The organism is Shewanella sp. NKUCC05_KAH (genome assembly GCF_019345585.1).
In the GTDB taxonomy this organism is placed as follows: domain Bacteria; phylum Pseudomonadota; class Gammaproteobacteria; order Enterobacterales; family Shewanellaceae; genus Shewanella; species Shewanella oncorhynchi.
On the sequence record NZ_JAHKQZ010000011.1, the window covers coordinates 136,913 to 157,330 of the forward strand.

The 20,418-nt window shown below is 44.8% G+C and carries 18 protein-coding genes; 9 read left to right on the forward strand and 9 right to left on the reverse strand.

The window, feature by feature from the left end; translation table 11 throughout:
- The first annotated feature begins 1 nt into the window (after window position 1).
- The 6 genes from ilvA to KO533_RS11830 all read left to right on the forward strand — a co-directional run bounded on the left by ilvA (window position 2) and on the right by KO533_RS11830 (window position 6,226).
- Window positions 2-1,603 (forward strand): threonine ammonia-lyase, biosynthetic, encoded by a 1,602-nt coding sequence (gene ilvA, locus KO533_RS11805; RefSeq protein WP_219254314.1) that lies wholly within the window; start codon window positions 2-4, stop codon window positions 1,601-1,603.
- A 194-nt stretch (window positions 1,604-1,797) separates the two neighbouring features.
- Complete coding sequence (locus KO533_RS11810; RefSeq protein WP_219254316.1) at window positions 1,798-2,931, forward strand: alanine--glyoxylate aminotransferase family protein; 1,134 nt, start codon at window positions 1,798-1,800, stop codon at window positions 2,929-2,931.
- 1 nt (window position 2,932) lies between these two features.
- A complete protein-coding gene (locus KO533_RS11815; protein WP_219254282.1) occupies window positions 2,933-3,193 on the forward strand; it encodes a hypothetical protein in 261 nt (86 codons plus the stop codon).
- A 495-nt stretch (window positions 3,194-3,688) separates the two neighbouring features.
- Window positions 3,689-4,315 (forward strand): DUF1629 domain-containing protein, encoded by a 627-nt coding sequence (locus KO533_RS11820; protein WP_346014702.1) that lies wholly within the window; start codon window positions 3,689-3,691, stop codon window positions 4,313-4,315.
- A gap of 47 nt (window positions 4,316-4,362) precedes the next feature.
- A complete protein-coding gene (locus tag KO533_RS11825) occupies window positions 4,363-4,881 on the forward strand; it encodes a DUF4303 domain-containing protein (protein WP_219254286.1) in 519 nt (172 codons plus the stop codon).
- A 481-nt stretch (window positions 4,882-5,362) separates the two neighbouring features.
- A complete protein-coding gene (locus KO533_RS11830) occupies window positions 5,363-6,226 on the forward strand; it encodes a TIM44-like domain-containing protein (RefSeq protein WP_219254288.1) in 864 nt (287 codons plus the stop codon).
- A 243-nt stretch (window positions 6,227-6,469) separates the two neighbouring features.
- Here KO533_RS11830 and KO533_RS11835 read toward each other — a convergent pair whose 3' ends face one another.
- Window positions 6,470-7,834, reverse strand: coding sequence for a sodium-dependent transporter (locus KO533_RS11835; RefSeq protein WP_219254290.1), 1,365 nt, complete (start codon window positions 7,832-7,834; stop codon window positions 6,470-6,472).
- A 340-nt stretch (window positions 7,835-8,174) separates the two neighbouring features.
- Entirely contained in the window at window positions 8,175-8,675 is a 501-nt protein-coding gene (locus tag KO533_RS11840; RefSeq protein WP_105253008.1) for an Lrp/AsnC family transcriptional regulator, read from the reverse strand.
- A gap of 189 nt (window positions 8,676-8,864) precedes the next feature.
- Between KO533_RS11840 and KO533_RS11845 the strand changes: the two genes are divergently transcribed.
- Window positions 8,865-9,590: a transporter substrate-binding domain-containing protein gene (locus tag KO533_RS11845; protein ID WP_131523352.1), complete on the forward strand. Its 726-nt coding sequence runs from the start codon at window positions 8,865-8,867 to the stop codon at window positions 9,588-9,590.
- 83 nt (window positions 9,591-9,673) lie between these two features.
- Here the strand turns inward: KO533_RS11845 and KO533_RS11850 are convergent, their stop codons facing one another.
- The 3 genes from KO533_RS11850 to KO533_RS11860 all read right to left on the reverse strand — a co-directional run bounded on the left by KO533_RS11850 (window position 9,674) and on the right by KO533_RS11860 (window position 12,762).
- Window positions 9,674-10,456 (reverse strand): phosphatase PAP2 family protein, encoded by a 783-nt coding sequence (locus KO533_RS11850; protein WP_251073424.1) that lies wholly within the window; start codon window positions 10,454-10,456, stop codon window positions 9,674-9,676.
- 120 nt (window positions 10,457-10,576) lie between these two features.
- Window positions 10,577-12,055, reverse strand: coding sequence for a cell envelope integrity protein CreD (gene creD, locus KO533_RS11855; protein ID WP_173496176.1), 1,479 nt, complete (start codon window positions 12,053-12,055; stop codon window positions 10,577-10,579).
- Between the two features lie 176 nt (window positions 12,056-12,231).
- The gene (locus tag KO533_RS11860; RefSeq protein ID WP_219254318.1) at window positions 12,232-12,762 is read right to left on the reverse strand and encodes a hypothetical protein; all 531 of its coding nucleotides are present in this window, start codon (window positions 12,760-12,762) and stop codon (window positions 12,232-12,234) included.
- A 248-nt stretch (window positions 12,763-13,010) separates the two neighbouring features.
- Here KO533_RS11860 and KO533_RS11865 point away from each other — a divergent pair, with 248 nt between their 5' ends.
- On the forward strand, window positions 13,011-14,183 hold the full coding sequence (locus KO533_RS11865) for a crosslink repair DNA glycosylase YcaQ family protein (RefSeq protein ID WP_219254294.1): 1,173 nt from the start codon (window positions 13,011-13,013) through the stop codon (window positions 14,181-14,183).
- On the opposite strand, the gene KO533_RS11870 is transcribed toward KO533_RS11865, so the two are convergent.
- From KO533_RS11870 to KO533_RS11880, 3 genes are all read right to left on the reverse strand, one after another.
- Window positions 14,180-14,527 (reverse strand): hypothetical protein, encoded by a 348-nt coding sequence (locus KO533_RS11870; RefSeq protein WP_219254296.1) that lies wholly within the window; start codon window positions 14,525-14,527, stop codon window positions 14,180-14,182. The two genes, KO533_RS11865 and KO533_RS11870, sit on opposite strands and share 4 nt — an antisense overlap.
- A 36-nt stretch (window positions 14,528-14,563) precedes the next feature.
- On the reverse strand, window positions 14,564-14,929 hold the full coding sequence (locus KO533_RS11875; RefSeq protein WP_219254298.1) for a hypothetical protein: 366 nt from the start codon (window positions 14,927-14,929) through the stop codon (window positions 14,564-14,566).
- Window positions 14,930-15,022: 93 nt separating this feature from the next.
- On the reverse strand, window positions 15,023-15,277 hold the full coding sequence (locus KO533_RS11880) for an accessory factor UbiK family protein (protein ID WP_006083441.1): 255 nt from the start codon (window positions 15,275-15,277) through the stop codon (window positions 15,023-15,025).
- Window positions 15,278-15,511: 234 nt separating this feature from the next.
- Between KO533_RS11880 and rep the strand changes: the two genes are divergently transcribed.
- Window positions 15,512-17,524, forward strand: a complete 2,013-nt coding sequence (gene rep / locus KO533_RS11885) for a DNA helicase Rep (protein WP_113940857.1) — start codon at window positions 15,512-15,514, stop codon at window positions 17,522-17,524.
- Window positions 17,525-17,571: 47 nt separating this feature from the next.
- On the opposite strand, the gene KO533_RS11890 is transcribed toward rep, so the two are convergent.
- Window positions 17,572-20,220, reverse strand: a complete 2,649-nt coding sequence (locus KO533_RS11890; protein ID WP_219254300.1) for a diguanylate cyclase — start codon at window positions 20,218-20,220, stop codon at window positions 17,572-17,574.
- Window positions 20,221-20,418 lie beyond the last annotated feature (198 nt).

Below are 20,418 nucleotides of genomic sequence, written 5' to 3' on the forward strand. Positions count from 1 at the left end.
TATGTTGCCACTCTCATCGCAAACTCAGGCGGATTTAGCCCATTTTCAGTTGGCACAAAGCTATCTGCAAAAAATCCTGTTGTCATCTGTGTATGACATAGCGAAAGTGACGCCGCTTTCCAGCATGAATAAGTTATCGGCGCGTTTAGGTTGTCAGGTATTTTTGAAGCGCGAAGATATGCAGCCAGTGCATTCCTTCAAGTTACGCGGTGCCTATAACCGTATCGCCCAGCTGACGAAAGAAGAATGTCAGCGCGGCGTGGTGTGTGCTTCGGCAGGCAATCATGCTCAGGGTGTGGCGATGTCGGCGGCGAGTCGCGGTGTGGATGCTGTGATTGTGATGCCTGAGACGACGCCCGATATTAAAGTCGATGCGGTGCGCCGTTTAGGTGGCAACGTGGTATTGCACGGCCAAGCCTTCGATCAAGCCAATGGTTTTGCGATGGCGATGGCCAAAGAAGAGGGCCGAGTCTATATCGCGCCCTTCGACGATGAAGCTGTGATCGCAGGCCAAGGCACTATCGCCCAAGAGATGTTGCAGCAGCAGCGCGATCTCGAAGTGGTATTTGTACCCGTGGGCGGCGGCGGTTTAATAGCGGGTATCGCAGCCTATTACAAGGCGGTAATGCCGCAGGTGAAAATTGTCGGCGTCGAGCCAGAAGACGCCGCCTGTTTAAAGGCAGCGATGGAAGCGGGCGAACCTGTGACACTGGCGCAAGTCGGTTTATTTGCCGATGGCGTGGCGGTTAAACGTATAGGCACTGAGCCGTTTAGAGTCGCGAAACTTTATGTCGATGAAGTAGTGACTGTCACCTCAGATGAAATCTGCGCTGCGGTGAAAGATATCTTCGAAGACACCCGTGCGATCGCCGAACCCGCAGGGGCCTTGTCCTTAGCTGGGCTTAAAAAATATATCAGCGCTAATGCCAATGGTGATTGCGGCAATGGTGAGAAAATCGCGGCGATTTTAAGTGGCGCGAATGTGAATTTTCACAGTCTGCGTTATGTGTCGGAACGCTGCGAACTCGGTGAGCAAAAAGAAGCGGTACTGGCGGTGAAAGTCCCTGAGCGTCCGGGAAGTTTCTTAACATTCTGTGAGTTACTCGATAAGCGGGTGATGACAGAGTTTAACTATCGTTTCAGTAGTCGTGATCTTGCCGTGGTGTTTGCCGGCATTCGTTTAAGCCGAGGCCAAGGTGAGCTAGAACAAATCATTGCCACCTTAGAGGCCAATGGTTTTGAAGTGCAGGATTTATCCGGGGATGAAACCGCAAAATTGCATGTGCGTTATATGGTCGGAGGTCATCCACCAGAGCCTTTAGAGGAGCGTTTATTTAGCTTTGAGTTTCCTGAACATCCCGGCGCGCTGCTGAAGTTTTTGACCACATTGCAGAGCAAATGGAACATCAGTCTATTCCATTATCGTAACCACGGCGCGGCCTTTGGCCGAGTGCTGGCGGGATTTGAAGTACCCGCGAGTGATGCTTTGCCGTTCCAACAGTTTTTAACTGAGTTGGGTTTTGTCTATCAAGAGGAAACGCAAAGCCCTGCTTATCAGCTGTTTTTAAATGCGGGTAACGGCAACAAGGCGTTACAACCTTAGCGCACCATGCGCGTGATAGTTATGTTAGTCATAACTAAGGCTAAAGGAGGAGCGCACAGGCGCTCCTTTTTGTGGTAGTTTTGTAGACTTAATACTCTAGCCGCCGATTAATACGTCACAGTTAAGTCGCTGACGATTGGCTAACGAATAATAACTAGACTTCGACCTACACCTACACGCATTAAGGAGACATGATGTTACCAGCACCGCGTTTTACCGCTTTTAATCCTCCTCGCCGTATTTTAATGGGCCCTGGCCCGTCGGATGTTTATCCCGAAGTGCTTGCGGCACAGTCCAGACCTACAGTTGGCCACTTAGATCCGCTGTTTGTGGGCATGATGGATGAGCTTAAGAGTCTGATCCAATACGCCTTCCAAACTAAAAACGAAATGACCATGGCGGTATCAGCGCCGGGCAGTGCGGGCATGGAAACCTGTTTCGTTAACTTAGTCGAACCGGGTGAGAAGGTGATTATCTGTCGTAACGGTGTGTTTGGTGAGCGTATGCGCCAAAACGTCGAGCGTATGGGCGCCATTGCCGTGCTGGTGGACAATGAGTGGGGCACACCTGTTGACCCTGCTGCGGTTGAAGCGGCACTGAAAGCCAATCCCGATGCCAAATTTTTAGCCTTTGTGCACGCCGAAACCTCAACTGGCGCGCTGTCCGATGCTAAGACCTTGTGCGCATTAGCCAAAACCTATGGTTGCTTGAGTATAGTTGATGCGGTTACTTCCCTTGGCGGCGTAGAATTAAGAGTCGATGAATGGGGCATAGATGCCATTTATTCCGGCAGTCAAAAGTGCCTTTCCTGTGTACCGGGTTTATCGCCCGTGTCTTTCTCGCCTGCAGCCGTCGAAAAACTCAAGAATCGCAAGACCCCAGTGCAAAGTTGGTTCCTCGATCAAAGCTTAGTGATGGCCTATTGGACCAGCGCGGGCGGCAAGCGCAGTTACCATCACACTGCGCCAGTGAACGCGCTTTATGCACTGCATGAATCTCTACGTATGTTGGCGGCCGAAGGCTTAGAGAATGCGTGGCAACGCCATCACGAAATGCATTTAGTGCTGCGCGCTGGGCTGGAAAAGTTAGGGCTTAATTTTGTTGTGGCCGAAGATTCGCGTCTGCCACAACTTAACGCAGTTTACATCCCCGCTGGAGTCGATGATGCTGCGGTGCGGACTCGTTTGCTTAAAGATTATAACCTCGAAATTGGCGCCGGCCTTGGCGCCCTTGCGGGCAAAGCATGGCGCATTGGCCTCATGGGTTTTGGTGCCCGTCGAGAAAATGTCTCTTTATGCCTCAAGGCATTAGAAGAGGTGTTGAACTAATATGCCAAGATTACGCTTTGCCCTTTGCGGCCTAATGATCGCTTTGCTCAGTGCCTGTTCGGTGAACAATACCAGCAATGCGTCCTGCGATTTTGTACGTGGAACTAACAATAACCAAAGCATGCGAGAGGCGAGCGGCCACGATACGGGCAGCGCCGATGAGCGGCAAAAAGATGTCGGTATCGGCTTCTTGAATGTCATCTTCGGCGGCATCAGTCGAGCACTTTCTTCCGATGATTCATCGGATGGAAAGTGTTTGTAACTTAGTTAGTTTTAGTGGTTTTGATTAAACGAAAATCCCCGAAATGCGGGGATTTTTTAATTTTGTTAATAAAGTCGCTTTTGGCAGCAGGTAATATTGATTTAGCACTGTCATTCCAGTGACTCGCCGACTTTAGTTTAAAAAATAAGTTGACCCTATCGGCCCTACGGCGGTATCTGCTGTATATGGCTAGATTTATAACAAGCATAGAATGTCGCGAACACATGGATGTGAATGAGCGACCATGCCGCCAATAGTCACTTCCACGACAGTGCTTAATCCCGTTAAACCCTTGGTATACCTGATAGTCTGTTATTTACAATGATGCATTCCGAGAATTTAATACCAAGAATTTAATAATGGTGGTTCGTTAAGCTTTTTTGACTTGCGAGGGAATATTATTGCTGGCAACAGAGTAAAACGATGTTTACAATAAATTTAAGTATGCGCTAATGCTTTCTTAGGGACATTAAACTTTTAACCTATTACAGGGTAGTGATTTTGAGTACAAATCTACAGCCATTTTTTATTGTGCAATCAGATCCTGATGGTAAGGGAATACCGTATTTTATGGATAAAAATTGGACTCCTGAGCTACCTGACTATGAGTTTTATGACTCACCACCATGTGAGGTTGATTTTTTAAATGCTTATTCTCTTAAAGCAAAAACATATCAACTGAATGGTGATTATTTGGTTGATGAAAATTTAGTTTCTAATGAAATGTTATATTTGTGTGAAAAATTAAATGTTAAGTGTATTCGTATTCCTGTCGATATTAACTTGCATCGAGGAGTTCGCCCGCAGAAAAAGTACTTTTTATTTTTTCCACTAAGTTATTTGTCTATCTTAGATAAGGATGAGTCCATTTATACTATCTCAATTGACTTAGATTCTGGAAAATTGAACACGCAAGAGGAACGTGGGTTAAAGAAGACATATTATGAGTCTATAGATAAATTTAAAATAAAGAATAATATTTGTGAACATTTATTCTTTTGTAACGAGATAGCGGCTTCTGTATGTTCTATTCAGTTTAAAAATGAGTACGAAGCTCTTGGTTTGACGGGTGTGAGTTTTAAGGAAATAAATGATAATTATCAGTATTCTGCATGGGACTGAGTGCCTCATAAAATGATAATGTTGAAGCTAAGTACAAGGAGTGAATAATGGACTGGATTGAGTTAGAAGAGAAATGCTTTGAAATTACATACGATACAATCAAGATGTTATTGTTAGAAAATAAAGATGAGGCATTCTATGCGGTATCTCTTTACACTGACAGTAGTGCCATGTCAGCATCATTAAGTGCTAGCTCTGAGGGTAAGCTTAAAAGCATTCTCGCTGCTGAAGAAGATCAAAGCATAGAGTGTGAAAATTACTATAGATGGGCAGTATCTGAGTGGTTTTATGACGGATATAATGCGGGAGCCTTCTCCAAAATAAGTAAGATGCTTCGAGAGGACTCATCTCGAGAAATAAACTTTGCAAATTTTAAAAATGAACTAATTAAGACATTATCAAACGTACTGGTCAGAATAAAAAGAGAACTGCCTATTGAGCTAAATTCGACAGTGTGTTTTGCTTCAATGACTGACGACGATGAGTCTGAGGAAATAGAAAACTCTTCTGCAAAATTAATAAACGATGCACCACTTTTAATGGCATTTATTTCAAGATTTGACTAATTAACCGTACAGGTTTATCTATAAAAATAGAAACATAATCTTTTTGAAAAGATGAAAAAGATAGGACAAACGCATCTTTTATTCATGGCGATTATTCTAAATCTTGATTCAAAAGATATGACTGCTGAGATGGTTACCCCTATCTGGGGATTGGGCTTCGGTTCGGGTAGTTCTGGCTATCAGAACGTACGGTAGTTTACGGGATTAAGCACTGGCATGTAAGTGACCGTTGGCGGCATGGTCGCTCATTCACATCCATGTGAGCGCGGCATTCGCACTTCCGTGTGCAGCAGATGACGCCGTCGAGCCCTCAGGGATGACTTATTTTTAAACCAAAGTTGGCGCGTCACTGGAATGACAGTGCTAATCGCAACTCACTAAATATGCACAGGACAATCAGCCTTCGCTTTTTGCTAATTGACATATAATGTCATCCCGCTATTATGGCTGCACCTCAGATTACACGAACAAGATCCTATAAATGAAAAAGTTATTTATTATGCTGGCGATGATTTTTGCGGTTAGCTTAGTTACTAGCCCTGTCGTTGAAGCGAAAAAATTCGGCGGTAGTAAATCTATTGGCAAGAGTCACCAAACGGCTCCGGCTCAACCAGCTGCGACCAACACACCGACTACGGCGCCAGCGGGAGCACCGGGGAAAAAAGGTATGATGGGCGGCATGTTAGGCGGTTTATTAGCAGGTGGCTTATTGGCTGCGCTGTTTATGGGCGGTGGTTTTGAAAATATTCAAATCATGGATATTTTGATTATCGGTTTGCTGGCATTCGTGCTATTCAAAATCGTTCGTACTGTGATGGCCTCAAAAGCGGGGGCGCAGCCAAGACCGGCCTATGCAGGGGCGAGTCAGCCAAGTCCTAATCTACAGCGCCAACAGACTGAACAAACAGGTTTTGCTGCCAATGCAAACAGCGGCAGCAATGGTTTTGGCCAAGCGACAAGTGATGTGCCCTTTAATTTACCTGCGGGTTTTGATTTACCCGGCTTTTTGGAAGGCGCTCGCAGTCACTACAAAACTCTACAATTGGCTTGGAATGAAAATGATCTAAGCAAAATCCAAGAGTATGTTTCCATTGAACTATTCAACGAACTCAGCAACCAACGCCGTGAATTAGTGGGCGATCAGCACACAGAAGTGATGTTTTTGGATGCAGAACTTGTCCGCGCCACACACAATGCAAATCTTGCGGAAGTGAGTGTTAAATTTAGCGGCCGCTATAGCGATACCGTTGAAGGCGTAGAAGAGGACATTAAGGAAATCTGGCATTTAGAGCGTAACGTAACGCAAGCCAACTCACCTTGGTTAATTGTGGGTATCGAACAGTAATCAGCTCAGTGTTTAAAGCAGCCTTAATCTCTTAAGGCTGCTGTTTACATCCCCTTTCGTTTCAATCCAGCCTTACCCTAGCAGTTCAACGTCATCGATAGATTGAAAAAATCCGGCTGTCATCGCACTCACTATTGGCGGCAGCAAGACTTTGCTGATTATTTTAAAGTAGTTAATTAGTGCATCAATTGCTAAATAAAAAATCCCCGCACTTAGCGGGGATTTTGTTATTTGTTCAAAGGGTTACACAAATTGTCTGATGGCGATCGCGATAATCAGCACTGGACAAACATACTTCACATATCTTGGCCAAATGCGCCAAAAGAGTCCTGTGCTATTGACACCTTCTTGCCCACGAATTGCCTTGAGCAGCTGGGTTTGGCGCCAAATCCAACCTAAGTAAACCGCAATACCGAGGGCGACCAGCGGCTGGGCGATTTGGGTGGTCAGCATTATAGTGAAACTAAATAGCGTCTCAAAAAATACCGCCAGCAATAGGGATAATGAGGTCAGTAATAGGCCGATGATCAAGGTGGCGCGCTGGCGGCTGAATCCGAATTTTTGCATCACATAACTCGTCGGCACTTCGGCGATGGAAATGGCCGAGGTTAAACCCGCGATGATCAGCAGAACAAAGAAAATCACGCTGATGATAAGGTTAGCCGTATCGCCTAAGGTGGAAAATAACGCGGGTAAGACAGTAAACACCAATGCATCCGAATCGAGTAATTTGCCCTCAGCGTTAAAAATCTGCACGCCATTGTGCTGGGCGACATACATGGCTGGGATGATTAAAAAGGCGGCGAGAAAGGCGATACCGCTGTCGGTAAAGGCAACCCAGACGGTCAGTTTAGCAATATTCTCTTTTTGGCTCAGATAACTGCCGTACACCATCATGGCACCTGTGCCTATGGTGAGGGAGAAGAAGGTTTGTCCGAGCGCGCTGATCAAGGTATCTGGCGCCAGCGCCTTGGTAAAGTTAGGCGTTAGTAGCGCGCTTATCCCTTCACTCGCACCATTTAGGGTGAAGATATACGCCACGCCCGCGATCAGCATGATCAGTAATAACGGCATTAAGCGTTTCGACCATTTTTCTATGCCTTCTTGCACGCCTTGCAGTAATACTAGAAACACCAGCGTGCTGAAGATCAGTGTAAACACCAGATTACGTGACAGCGAAAAATCCACTAGCCAAGCGGCGGTATCATTCGAGCCAAAGGCAGTGGCGATAGGCGCGATGGCAAAGCTGACAAACCAGCCGGAGAGAATGCTGTAGAAGGTATAAATCAATCCCGCTGTCACTATGGAAAGCAAACCTATGGTCTTGCCTAAACCGCGGGTGAGCGAGTTGAAGCCGAGTTTACCCATGGCATCGGCGGGGTTGGTTTGTCCGTGGCGACCTATCATAAGTTCGGCCATCAGCATGGGAATGCCTAGAATGAAAATCAGCACTAGGTACACAAGTAGAAAGGCGCCGCCACCATGGGTAGCTGCTTGGGTGGGAAATCCCCAAATATTGCCGACACCAACGGCGCTACCAGCGGCCGCCATGATAAAACCTAAGCGTGAGCTGAAGTGGTTAGTTGAACTTGTATTGGCCGATTGCATTGTGCCTCCCGTAAAAAGAAGGCGTATCTTAGGCGGATAAATTAGGATTTCAACGCAATTTTAGTGCGTTAATTTGGTGTTAATCTGCAATAATTTATCTGTTTTTGGCTATAAGTTGATGTTGTGTGCCGTCTATCTGTTTTGTGCGAGATTTTATTGCTATCAGGTGCGACTGATGGTTGAGATTTGGTGAATCATTGCGATGATAAAAATTCATTGAATTGTGATCTTATGGTCAAAAAATACCGTATGGCAGATGTCTAATGGCTATTTTGTGCTATGACTGTTACTTGTGCATCTGTCTTGTTTGCGGTGTTTGCTGTGACTGTCGGGTGTTGGCTTATGCTTGAATGTTGACGTGCCCTAAGGGAATGGCCGTGTGGTCTTTAACCTTTTTGAGGACAAAGCTGGAATGCACCCCTGCGATATGCACGTTGGTCGTGAGTTTATCTAACAGGAAAGTGCGAAAGTGCGCCATATCTTGTACTAGTACTTTAAGTTGGTAGTCGGCCTCTGAGCCCGTGATCAGCGCGCATTCTTGGACTTCTTCGTAGGCGAGTGCATTGGTTTCAAATTGATTGAGAATCGCCGGCGTATGTTTCTCCATTCGAACATGGATATAAGCGGTCAAATGCAGGTTGAACTTATCCGCCGACAGACGCGTTGCATAATCGGCAATATAACCCGCTTCTTCTAAGGCTTTAACACGGCGCGAGCAAGGAGATGGCGATAGTCCGACTTTATTGGCCAGTTCGAGATTCGATAATCTGCCGTGAGTTTGCAGTAAGCGCAGAATTGTTAAATCGAGTTGATCGAGTTTGTAGGGGTGAGTGTCTGTCATCGAAAGCTTAGGGTTAACTTAGTCAGCCTCTAGTTTGCCAGTCTTAGCCGACTTTGCCAAAAATCTTGATCAAATGAGACATTTTAAGGTTGTGACAGTGATAACGGATAGAGATTTTGGGAGTCGCGCTGTTTGGAACTCCCGTTATTTACCGCTATTGTTATGATACTAATAAGAGTGAGACACTGTATGCGCTTGAGTTTGTTGCTAATCTGCTTATTCATATTACCGACTTATGCATTTTCTGCATCGTTAACCATTGGTAGTGCTCTAAATCGACCGCCTTATATTATCGAAGATGCTGAATCAGGGCTTGAGATCGATATTATTAAGGCCGCGTTTAAGGAAATGGGGCAGCCAGTCAACTTCAAATTCTACTCTCGTAAACGCCAAGTTTTATATTTCAATAAAGATCGATTGGATGCTGTAATGACGATGAACCCTGCAAATGGCGTTGATGGTTATTGGTCTAATGATTATGTTGAATATACCAATGTGGCGATCAGTTTGTCCGAACAACGCCTTGAAATAACACGTATTGCGGATCTTAAAAAGTACAGTGTTGCCGCTTTTGAAAATGCTCGCTTCTTACTTGGCCCTGAGTTTAATGCCGTAGCGCAACAGACTATTTATCGTGAAGTCGATAGCCAATTAAGCCAGAACCGTATGTTGTACTTAGGTCGCATTAATACTGTGATTGCCGATCGTTATATATTCGCTCAACTGAATAAGTTCGTTGAGGATGATGTTGATACCCAGCAAGCATTAAGCTACCACTTTATTTTCCCCCCAACATCCTATCGAATGGTGTTCCACAACTCAGTGGCGCGGGATACTTTCAATCAAGGGCTCGCTAGAATTAAGGCCAATGGGATTTATCAGGCCCTAGTGGCAAAATACTTAGGCAGTGCTTAGCAATGCCTAAGTATTTAACTTCATAGTGTTTGAAGCTGTCGTATTTGAGTCGACAGCCAAATCCAGACGCTGAATTAACAGCGTTAGCGCTCAGATCCTTTAGCAAACGCATGGGAGAGTGGACGCAACTTACTGACAAAGAACACGCTACATCCGCTGATGATGGCGGCTAAAAAGGTTGAAAACAGTACATCCTGTGGCCAATGCATGCCAAGCAGCATACGGCTTAATCCCATCAAAAATCCCCAGTTCCATAACGCCATGACTAAGCTAGGTAATCCAGCGAGTAGCAAATAGTAGCTGGCGGTAAGCACTAGCGTTACAGCAAAAATGGTATGTCCCGAAGGAAAAGAATAGCCGATTTCATCTTCCCAATGCTGATGGATCCGTGAGTCGAGTTTTAAGGCCGGTTCTGCAGCGATCAAGCTATCGAGTGCATTGGCAATTGTCTTTGAACGTGACTGTTTATCCAATTGATAAAAGGCATCGAGTGAAAGCGGTTCATGCTTAGGCAGTGCTTGTTCTGCTAGAAAAACGAGATTAGGTCTGGGTTCTTTAAAATAGGATTTGAGGGTGTGGCTTAAGCCTAAACTGATAACTTGGCTGAGGCTGATGGCAAAAAATAAACTTATAAAGAGTGGTTTAGGCATATGACGATAGGCGATCGCCAATACAAACAAGACTGTTGCGACGCCATAGGGCGCAGTGCCCGTCATGGTAATCCAATATAAGGTTTTGGCTAAGGTAGAGTGCAGATCGATCAGTGGAAACAGCTGATTCTGTGTCAGTAATAGTAAGCCCGGAATGGTTGCCAACAGTATCCAAGCTAAACCTAAACGGCGTAAAAGATAGACGCTATGGGTCAAAATATAAGCCTCTTCATAAAACGCCATAGGCTACAACGCGGCAATGGTTTTGCCAATAAAAAAATCCCGACAGCAAAAGATGGCGCTGTCGGGGGTCTTCAAGGGTGGATCGGTAGGGCGCTATTGCGCCGTGTTCTTAGGGTGATGCCTAGTCACGAACATCAAAATCAACAGTACGACTAACAGTAAACCTGAACCCATCAATAGGGCGTAATCTTCCAGTTGCAGTATCGAGTACAGCACTGCATATAAACTCACCAGCATAATGCCCACTAATGCACCGCGCTTAATACTTGCTGTGGCACTCCCTACATAAGCCGATACCGACAGCACGGGAATACAGGCGGCAATTAAATAGGCATGCAAGAAGGCTAGATGCTCAGATAGCGAGAGTAGTAGCAAATAGAACAAGGCCATGGCGCTGCCGACTAACACATATTGAATCGTGCTTAGGCTGGTTTTTTGTCCGATTTCGAAGATAAACAACATGATAAAAGTCAGCACGATAAACAGTAGGCCGTATTTTACCGAGCGATCAATCTTGCCGTAGTGAGTCACTGGTTCGAATAAAATCGCATTGGCCGACACTTCAGTGAGAGTCGATTGATTACTCTTAATAAACTCTTGTGGATAGTTACGGGTTAAGTGGCTGATATTCCAGCTAGCAGTAAAGCCTTGCGCGTTGATGTCCCGTTCTGCGGGTAATAATCCCTTAAAGCTTGGATGCGGCCAGTCGGCGCGAATATTGATTAGCGTTTGCTCGCCTAGTGGCAATGCGCTGATAGACTGAGAGCCGCGTAGTGTCATGGCAAAATCCACACTAAAATCACTCGCTTCGCTGACTTGGATCTTTTGATTAAAGCCTTTTTCTAAACCGCCAGTGGTTAACCCCGTGCCCGACATCAGCGAGCCAGAGAGTAAGGTCGATTCACCGGTGATTTCAATTTTTTCTACTTTATCAATTGCTTGATTCGATGACACCCCAAAGACTAACCGGGCATTTTTGTTATCGAAGGCGATAAGGTTAGGAATATCATAACGGTTAAGGCTGAATTCGGCCTGACCTTGTAGAGCTGCGTTATACACCAGCGATTGATAAATGCCACGGGTGCGAAAATCATGTTTTAGGTCTAAGTCGAGGGTGAGCTTTTTCGGTAGGATCACTAGCTCATCTTGATAGGTACGCTTCACTTCATGGCGAGTTTTACCGTCGTTACTGACTTCTTCTTGCAACACAAAATAGCTGTAAGGGATCACTAGCGCAGGACCTGAGAGGGTTTGCTGCTCACCCCATGAACGGCCGATTTCATCGACAACGCTGTGGTAAAGGGCTTGGCGGTCAGAAGTCATATCCATAATGATCCCCAGCGGGATCAAAGCGAGGATTGACAGTATGCCAATGGTTAAGGCTTTTAATAAGGTGGTGTTTTTTAATGCAGTTCCTTTTGCGGTGGCTACTGCCAACGGTTCTTGTGCTGACATATCGATTCCTTGACTTCGATTAAATTTTTTGAGGAGTGCGCGCACCACTAAATAGGCTGCGCTACCAAATAAGGCCAAACTAAGTAGGGTGAGTACCCAGAAAATAATGCTGAACATTGAATTTCATTCCCTATGAAATACGACCGAGACTTATCCGCTAAGATTGTGCAGAGTTAACTTGGTATCACGGCGGGTATTAAAACAGATTTTCTTACAAAAGTTGCGGGCAAGTTGCTGATCAATAGTGGCAACATTATGGCGATTGCCGCTAAACCTATACTCATTATTCAAGTTTATGAATCTGATAGTGGGGTGTCTTTGCTAAATTTGGGGTGTTTTTTCTCGTAGTCATTTTCTTTTTTAATATGCTTGAGCAGTGCTTCGAAGCTTTGCTTAAAGACATCAAGTTCTGCGGAATAGACTATGGCATGGTGGGAAAACCAGTGGTGTTTTTCTCGATCACGATTACTGTAATCGGGCCAAATACGCAGCTCATACTCATCACCCATGACGACAATGACATAGGCAATGGCGCCATTGCTAAAGATGATACATTGGGGCAGGTACACCAGCTCTTCGCCTTTAAATAACTCATACTCTATCGCTTCGGTGCGCCAACTCACTATCGGTAGCGGCGCCTCGATAGAGCAACCAATCGACTGATGCTGATTAAACAGTACCGCGTTAATGTCATCTATTGAAAAGGGCTGGTGATCGCCATTTTTAGCAGCAAGTGAATACAAGATATTCATTAAAAATGGCAGCTTAGTGCCATTACCTGTTTTGCGGCCGCAGAGTTGTGCTTGGCGATAGTAGATATTCATCATCAATCCTTAATGAAGAGCCTATGCCAGATAGGCTCTATTTCGAGTCGTGAAACTAACGGGCAGGTAAACCGATAGCCGTTAAGGTATAAATGGCTTATGTTATCCGAAGATACTGCCTAGTGAGTAGACTTGTGCGTACATTTCACAAACCTGCTCGTTGAATAGTGTGCTAAATACTTTTATTTTCAGTTTGTTATATTTTTTCTCTGGTTTGGTATTTGCTTGTCGTTGAATTTGGAGAATCGATGCCTAATCCCTTTTCACCCCGCGAGTGGCTGCAATTAAATATGCAGCAGCAAGGATTATTGCAACCATATACCTCTGTCACCGAGGCAATTTCACGTCTCAGTTATGTACAAATTGACTCTATCAACGTGGTTGAGCGAGCACATCATCATGTGCTGCATAGTCGTATGCCCGAATACCAGCCAAAGATGCTCGATATGGCTTTAGCCAAAGGAGAGATCTTCGAATATTGGTCCCATGCGGCAGCTTATTTACCGATTGCCGATTACCGTTTTAGTTTGCAGCGTAAACAGCAGCTGCAAAATGGCGGTAAGCATTGGTTTGAGCCCGACGATAAAATAATGCAGGAAGTGCGGGCGCGAATCCTTGCAGAAGGACCACTCAAGGCCAGTGATGTTGAACATAGTGAAGCTAAAAACGGTACCTGGTGGGATTGGAAACCCGCGAAAAAAGCCCTAGAGCAGCTCTTTATGCGTGGTGAGTTGATGGTGGTGCGGCGGGAGAAATTTCAAAAGGTTTACGATCTTACCGCGCGTGTGTTGCCACAAGATGTAAATGCCAAAGCACCGACAGATAGTGAATTTACCCGCTATCTAATTGATCGTTATCTTGATGCCCACGCCTTTGGTACTGCGGCGCAAATGGCTTATTTACGCAAAGGTATGAAATCAGCTGTAGCCCAAGAATTGGCAGAGTTGTTAGCTCACGGGCTATTAGCGTGTTTTAAGGCTGCGGGCCAAAGCTACTTTTATCGCCCTTCATTACAGCTAAATGCACCATTACCTAATAAAGTGTGGCTGCTTAATCCCTTCGATAATTTATTGATCCAACGGCAAAGGTTAAAGCAATGGTTTGATTTTGATTATCAAATCGAAGTCTATGTCCCAGCCGAAAAGCGTCAGTATGGTTATTATTCTTTAGCAATTCTGTGGCGCGACACTTTTGTTGGCCGCGTGGATGTTAAAGCCGATCGTCAAGCTAACCTATTGCTATTACAGCAATTGATTTTAGAAGAGGGCGTGATGGTGAATGGCTTAGATGAGGATTTCTGTGCGGCCTTTGATATCGCAGTCAGTGAATATGCTCGTTTCAATGGTTGTGACCGCTGGAAGTTAGTTAAGGCTAACCATAAAGGCCTTAAGCAAAAGTATGCTCGCCAACAAAAGCTTTAACTATTTGTCTCTTTAGTTGGAGCATCCATAAAGCGAAAGCAGCCATACAGTAAGATTAGATACAGCAGTGGCAACGCAGCAATGACTAAAGATGAAGAAGTCGCAGTACTATCGCTCGTAATGCGATAACAGGGGATATACACGGCGGGATAAATTAGGCTTCCCCATAGAAAACACTGATTCATCAATCGATAGATAAAAGCGGGTTTAATGCTTGATTGACTGGCCAGTCCCATCAAACTGGCGAGAAGCACACCGGGATAAGTGAGTAGCGGCAGGCCACCAAGCAACAATAATCCCCAAAGAAGATAGTCCTGATAGTGTGTGCTGATTGTGACATCCATTGTAGCTTCATTCCTTGATTGTTCGACGCTAAAGCATTAAGTCTGTTTATGCTCTGGTTGCAGCGGTGGCTTTACTGCCAGCCCTTGCTGCATCTTAAGCCAAAAGCTTTGCTGACATAGATTGCTAAAGGATTTTTGCTGCGGCGAAATCGCACTATGAGCTGTTACAACCCGATAGCTGAGCCAATAATCTTCACAAACCATGTCTGACTCATAAGCTTGTTTATCTTGCTCGCTTAGCTTGCTAATCACAACCCCGTTATCGAAGTGATAAAGCGTTATGGACTCACAAATCTCCACATTATCATCGTGATAGGTTTGCTGCTCGTTTGATTGGCTTACCACGTAGACAGGGCTTGGATAGCCTTCAATAGCAAGGATATAGCTGGCGAGTTGTTGCATTATTTCCCCAAGTGACTCAATGCTTGAAGTGTTAAAAACAAAAAGCACAGCTGCGCTATCGCTAACTGTGCTCTTTCAAACATGCATGATAAGTTAGCCCGCTGCGTTGAGCTTTTTTTCTAACTCATTGACTTGAGCTTGTAGGGCTTCTAATTTTTCGCGGGTTTTCAGTAGTACATGTTGCTGCACATCAAATTCTTCACGGGAAACCATATCCAACTTGAGCAATTGATTTTGCAGTACTTGCTTACTGCGCTCTTCAAATTCACCGGCAAATTGCTTTAGACCGCTGGGCAAACTTTCGCTCAATTGTTTCGCCATTTCTTCGATTTTCTTTGGATTGATCATAATCTTGTCCGCCTCTTTACTGAATAGCTCGATTGTAACTCAGTACGTTAGCTTTCAAAAGTAAAGCAGACGCGTGAACACTTTAGTTGGCTGTTGTTGGGGTTTATATCACGGAGAAGCTTATCTACAGAGTTGAGTTCTGCTCAACCTAAGCGGGGATTTGTTAGCCTTAAAACTGTCGATTCTGCTATGATCCCATCCCTTTCTGTCGACTTGTTTGGATATTGCGCAAAGATGAAACTCAATCCCGCCCAAAACGATGCTGTTCATTATGTTTCAGGCCCTTGCCTAGTCTTGGCGGGTGCGGGTAGTGGTAAAACGCGCGTAATTATCAATAAAATCGCTTACTTGGTCGAAAAATGTGGCTATAAGGCGCGTAATATCGCGGCGGTGACCTTTACCAATAAGGCTGCCCGTGAGATGAAAGAGCGGGTCGCTCAGTCTATGGGCCGCAAGGAAGCCAGAGGTCTGTGGATTTCAACCTTCCATACTTTAGGGCTTGAGATCATTAAACGCGAGCATAAGGTCTTAGGTTTAAAACCGGGTTTTTCGCTGTTTGATGATCAAGATACCTTGGCACTGCTCAAAGAGTTAACCCAAGACGAGTTGGATGAAGATAAAGATTTACTCAAAGCGCTTGCCAGTACGATTTCAAACTGGAAGGGTGGCTTAATTATTCCCGAGCATGCACGCAAAATCGCTAAAGATGAGCAACAGCACTTATTTGCTATGTTGTATCAGCGTTATGCTCAACATATGAAAGCCTATAACGCTTTAGATTTTGACGATTTGATTCTAATGCCAACCTTATTGTTGCGCCACCATGAAGAAGTGCGTACGCGCTGGCAAACCAAGATCCAATATTTGCTGGTGGACGAATATCAAGATACTAATACCAGCCAATATGAAATGGTAAAGCTGTTAGTGGGTGATCGGGCACGCTTTACTGTGGTGGGGGACGACGATCAGTCAATCTATTCATGGCGCGGTGCTAAGCCACAAAACCTCGTGTTATTGGGTAAAGATTTTCCACAGCTTAAGCTGATTAAACTGGAGCAGAACTACCGTTCTAGCCAGCGGATCCTACGGGCTGCTAACATTCTTATCGCTAATAATCCCCATGTTTACGATAAAGCCCTGTTTAGCGAGCTTGCCTATGGTGAGCCGTTGCGGGTGCTGTTTGCCGCCAATGAGGAGCAAGAGGCTGAACGTGTTGTTGCCGAAATTGTGCGGCACAAGTTTGTTGGCCGTACTCAGTTTGGCGATTATGCGATTTTGTATCGGGGCAACCATCAATCACGGTTACTCGAACGCGCACTGATGACGAACCGTATTCCTTATAAATTGAGTGGTGGTACGTCATTTTTTGCTCGTGCTGAAATTAAAGACATCATGGGCTATCTAAAGCTCGTGGTGAATCCCGATGACGATAATGCTTTCCTGCGCATCGTTAATTTGCCTAAACGTGGCATAGGTCCATCAACCTTAGAGCGTTTAGGTAATTTTGCCAACGAGAAGCATATTTCTATGTTTGCGGCGATTTTTGAGCCTGAACTGAATCATCATTTACCGCCTGCGGCTATGTCATCTTTGTATCAGTTTGGTCGTTTTATCGTGGAGACTGGGGATCATGCTGAACGTGGTGAACCCGTCGAGGCGGTGAAGCATTTGATCCGTAAGATCAATTATGAAGATTACTTATACGAAACCAGCACCAGTGCCAAGGCCGCTGAAATGCGGATGAAGAATATCTCAGAGCTTTACCGTTGGGTGACAGAGATGCTCGCGGGTGATGAGTTAGATGAGCCTATGACCTTGCCAGAGGTGGTGACTCGATTGACGCTCAGGGACATGATGGAGCGCAATAGTGAGGATGAAGGCGGCGATCAGGTGCAGTTGATGACCTTGCATGCTTCTAAGGGCTTAGAGTTTCCCTTCGTGTTTATGGTTGGAGTAGAAGAGCGTATTTTGCCCCATCAAACCAGCATAGACGAAGATAACGTCGATGAGGAGCGTCGGTTGGCATATGTGGGTATCACTCGAGCTCAACGAGAGCTTTGGTTCACCCTCTGCCGCGAAAGGCGTCAATTTGGTGAAACCATGCGTTGTGAACCAAGCCGTTTCTTACTTGAGTTACCTCAAGATGATGTGGTGTGGGAAAATCGTAAGCCACAACAAACGGAGCAGGAGCGGATGCAAACGGGGCGGGCAAATATTTCTAGCTTAAGAGATATGTTTAAAAAATAGCGAGCGGTTTCGCTTACTATTCTTTTAAATCAGCTACTTATTTTTTACTAGGCATATTCGAGCTGAGCACATATCTGTGGTTGGGTTTCACACAAGGTAAAAGTGTCGGCTAAAGCAGCCCCCTGGCCCAGCTGATAACCCAGTTCACTGAAGATACGTTTTTGTTCAGGGTTATCAATGCCATCGACAAAGGTTTGCAGTTCTAAGGTTGATGCCGTTTTTTGATAGGCTGACATTAACTTAAGCTGTTGCTCGCCTTGTATTTGTTTGGTGAGGTTGGCATCGAGTTTTAAGCCTTTTATCGGCAGAAACAATAAGCTATTTAATGCACTATAGCCGCTACCGTATTGGCTGATGCCGAGTTTTACCCCGAGTTTCTGCAACAATTCAAAGCCATTGATATGATTTTCAGTTTCCTGCACTAGGGCTTTTTCATTGAAGAATAACCACAAATGGCTCAGGTTTAACTGGGTTTGCTTGAGAGTGTTTTTCAAACTGCGCAGTACATGCTTATGCTTGAGATGTTGGCTCGAAAGCATGACATGTAATTCAACAGATTCATCATATTGCTTGAGGAGTTGGGGATAGCTGCTATCTATGATGCTGATCGTATATTTATCGAGCTCAACGGTAAGGTGTGACTGTTCAGCAAGCGTGCTAAGTTGTTCCTGCTGTAAGAGCCCACGCTGCGGATGTTGCCAGAACAGGCGGCTTTCTAATGCATGCACTTGACCTGTTTTAAAATTGACTACTGGTAAGTAACTAAGCTGGATTTCAGCATGGTGTAATGCATGTCTAAATTCAGTTTCTAACTCGACATCCTGCATGGCCTGATGTTGGGCGTTATCATCAAAAATAACATAGCAGCCTTTACCATTGGCTTTCGCCTGATACATGGCAGTATCTGCATTACGTAACATAGATTCACTGGTATCGATTCTGTGTTTGCCACTGATGGTGATACCGATGCTGGCTCCAGAACTAAATTCCATTGTGCCAAGTCGATAGGGCTGGGATATTTTTTGGATCACTCTTTCTGATATATCTTTCGCGTCGTTGATGTTGTTAATGCTATCGAGCAGTATCACAAACTCATCGCCACCGAGTCGCGCTAAGGTGTCGTTATCACGAATGCAGGACTTGAGTCGGCTTGCCGTCTCAATTAAGAATTTATCACCCTCTAGGTGTCCCATAGTGTCGTTAATCTGTTTGAAGCGGTCGAGGTCGATAAACAATAGGGCAAACTGTTCTAAGCTATGGCGACGAACATGCTTGATCGCTTGAGATAGACGCTCCATAAACATAGCGCGATTAGGCAGGCCTGTAAGTGCATCATGTTTGGCATCGTGAACTAGCTTGGCTTCCATACTACGGCGTTGTTGAATTTCTTTCTCAAGACTTTTATTCAGTTCGGCTAACGCTTTGGTACGATCAATAACCTTTTCTTCTAGCTCTTCATAACTGCGTTGTAAGGACTCTGCGGACAGCTTTTTCTCGATAGCCGAGCCTATATGTTGTGATACAAATGTCAGTAATTCTAAGTCTTTAACTTGGTAATTCTGTGTCATGCTAAAACTGTAAATCGTTAACGCACCACGAACTTGATCATGGATAAAAAGCGGGATTCCGATCCACTGATGCATGGTTTGAGTATGATTTAACGCTGGCGCTTTGGAATATAGCTCACCAGAGGCAATTAATGCATTGATACTGCTTTGATCTAGCAGTAGTGGGCGCTTATGTTTGAGCACATATTCTGTTAAGCCGTCTTGTAGCGGCCGAGTGCCTGGGTGCTTATTGGCTAATTGCGATACATAAAAAGGAAACGTGAGGTGGGTTTCTGTGTCGTCTAATAGGGCGATATAGCAGTTATTGGCCGGAATTAAATGTCGAATAACATTATGCAATTGGGCATAAAAGTCTGGGTTGTCAGCACTGGAACTTGCTAGCTCGGCGATTTCGAACAGTGATTTTTGTAAGCGTTCAGCTCTACGCCGTTCATAGACTTCTAGTTTTAACTTATCGTAGGCTTGGCTGAGTTCTTTTGTCCTTTGCTGGATAGCTTGTTCTAATTGTTCTTGATGTTTTAGCCGTTCCATTACCCCAGCAATATGGTGACAAATGAATGTCATTAACTCGAGTTCGATTTCACCATAACTGATGTTTGTGTCATAGGTTTGCACCACTAACACACCCGTTACTATGTCATCTTGTTTGATGGGCACGCCCAGCCACAGATGACAGGGAGAACCTAAATTAACAATTTCTCCAGCGGTAATCAGTTCATTGACTGTGTCATTGTTACACAACAAAGCTTTCCCAGTTCTGAGTACGTAGCCTGTTAATCCTTGCTGTAATAATGTAGATAGTGATTGTTCAGGATAAAGCTCTGCTGGATGGGCATCTTTCTCATCAGCGAAAAAGGGGATGGCGAGTTCACCTGTGTGAGTATCCAGGGTTGAAATAAAAAAATTATCAGCGGGAATCAGCTGTTTTAGATGGCTATGTACGCCGACATAGAATTCTTCGAGTGAAGAAGCATGAGTCGCAATATTGGATATTTCGAGTAATGCGTTTTGAATGATCTCAGCATGCTTATATTTATGCGCTAATTGTTTTAAGCGAATAATTTTTTTGCGTAAGCGTTCAGTTTCACTCACACGCGGCTGGCCAGTTTCATCTTCATCCTTAAACATGATACTCACTAGTTAAATATATGTTTGCTTTTACCAAAGTCTATAATTAGCATGAAATACTGTAACATCCAAGTCATATTTTGGCTGCATTCCGCTTTAAAAGTCAGCTAATGTGATAAAACTTGAGCAGTCAGTAAAAAAAGTGCAAAACAGCTATAGACTCAAAGGGGATTTGACCCTAGTATATGCGGCGCTAAC

Excerpts from the sequence above, each read along its gene's own strand:
- KO533_RS11865 (WP_219254294.1), top strand. The coding sequence starts at position 13,011 with ATGCCTAATCCCTTTTCACCCCGCGAGTGGCTGCAATTAAATATGCAG.
- KO533_RS11840 (WP_105253008.1), bottom strand. The coding sequence starts at position 8,675 with ATGACAGACACTCACCCCTACAAACTCGATCAACTCGATTTAACAATT.
- KO533_RS11830 (WP_219254288.1), top strand. The coding sequence starts at position 5,363 with ATGAAAAAGTTATTTATTATGCTGGCGATGATTTTTGCGGTTAGCTTA.
- rep (WP_113940857.1), top strand. The coding sequence starts at position 15,512 with ATGAAACTCAATCCCGCCCAAAACGATGCTGTTCATTATGTTTCAGGC.
- creD (WP_173496176.1), bottom strand. The coding sequence starts at position 12,055 with ATGTTCAGCATTATTTTCTGGGTACTCACCCTACTTAGTTTGGCCTTA.
- KO533_RS11890 (WP_219254300.1), bottom strand. The coding sequence starts at position 20,220 with ATGTTTAAGGATGAAGATGAAACTGGCCAGCCGCGTGTGAGTGAAACT.
- KO533_RS11825 (WP_219254286.1), top strand. The coding sequence starts at position 4,363 with ATGGACTGGATTGAGTTAGAAGAGAAATGCTTTGAAATTACATACGAT.
- KO533_RS11810 (WP_219254316.1), top strand. The coding sequence starts at position 1,798 with ATGTTACCAGCACCGCGTTTTACCGCTTTTAATCCTCCTCGCCGTATT.
- KO533_RS11860 (WP_219254318.1), bottom strand. The coding sequence starts at position 12,762 with ATGAATATCTACTATCGCCAAGCACAACTCTGCGGCCGCAAAACAGGT.
- KO533_RS11870 (WP_219254296.1), bottom strand. The coding sequence starts at position 14,527 with ATGGATGTCACAATCAGCACACACTATCAGGACTATCTTCTTTGGGGA.
- KO533_RS11845 (WP_131523352.1), top strand. The coding sequence starts at position 8,865 with ATGCGCTTGAGTTTGTTGCTAATCTGCTTATTCATATTACCGACTTAT.
- KO533_RS11815 (WP_219254282.1), top strand. The coding sequence starts at position 2,933 with ATGCCAAGATTACGCTTTGCCCTTTGCGGCCTAATGATCGCTTTGCTC.
- KO533_RS11880 (WP_006083441.1), bottom strand. The coding sequence starts at position 15,277 with ATGATCAATCCAAAGAAAATCGAAGAAATGGCGAAACAATTGAGCGAA.
- ilvA (WP_219254314.1), top strand. The coding sequence starts at position 2 with ATGTTGCCACTCTCATCGCAAACTCAGGCGGATTTAGCCCATTTTCAG.
- KO533_RS11835 (WP_219254290.1), bottom strand. The coding sequence starts at position 7,834 with ATGCAATCGGCCAATACAAGTTCAACTAACCACTTCAGCTCACGCTTA.
- KO533_RS11875 (WP_219254298.1), bottom strand. The coding sequence starts at position 14,929 with ATGCAACAACTCGCCAGCTATATCCTTGCTATTGAAGGCTATCCAAGC.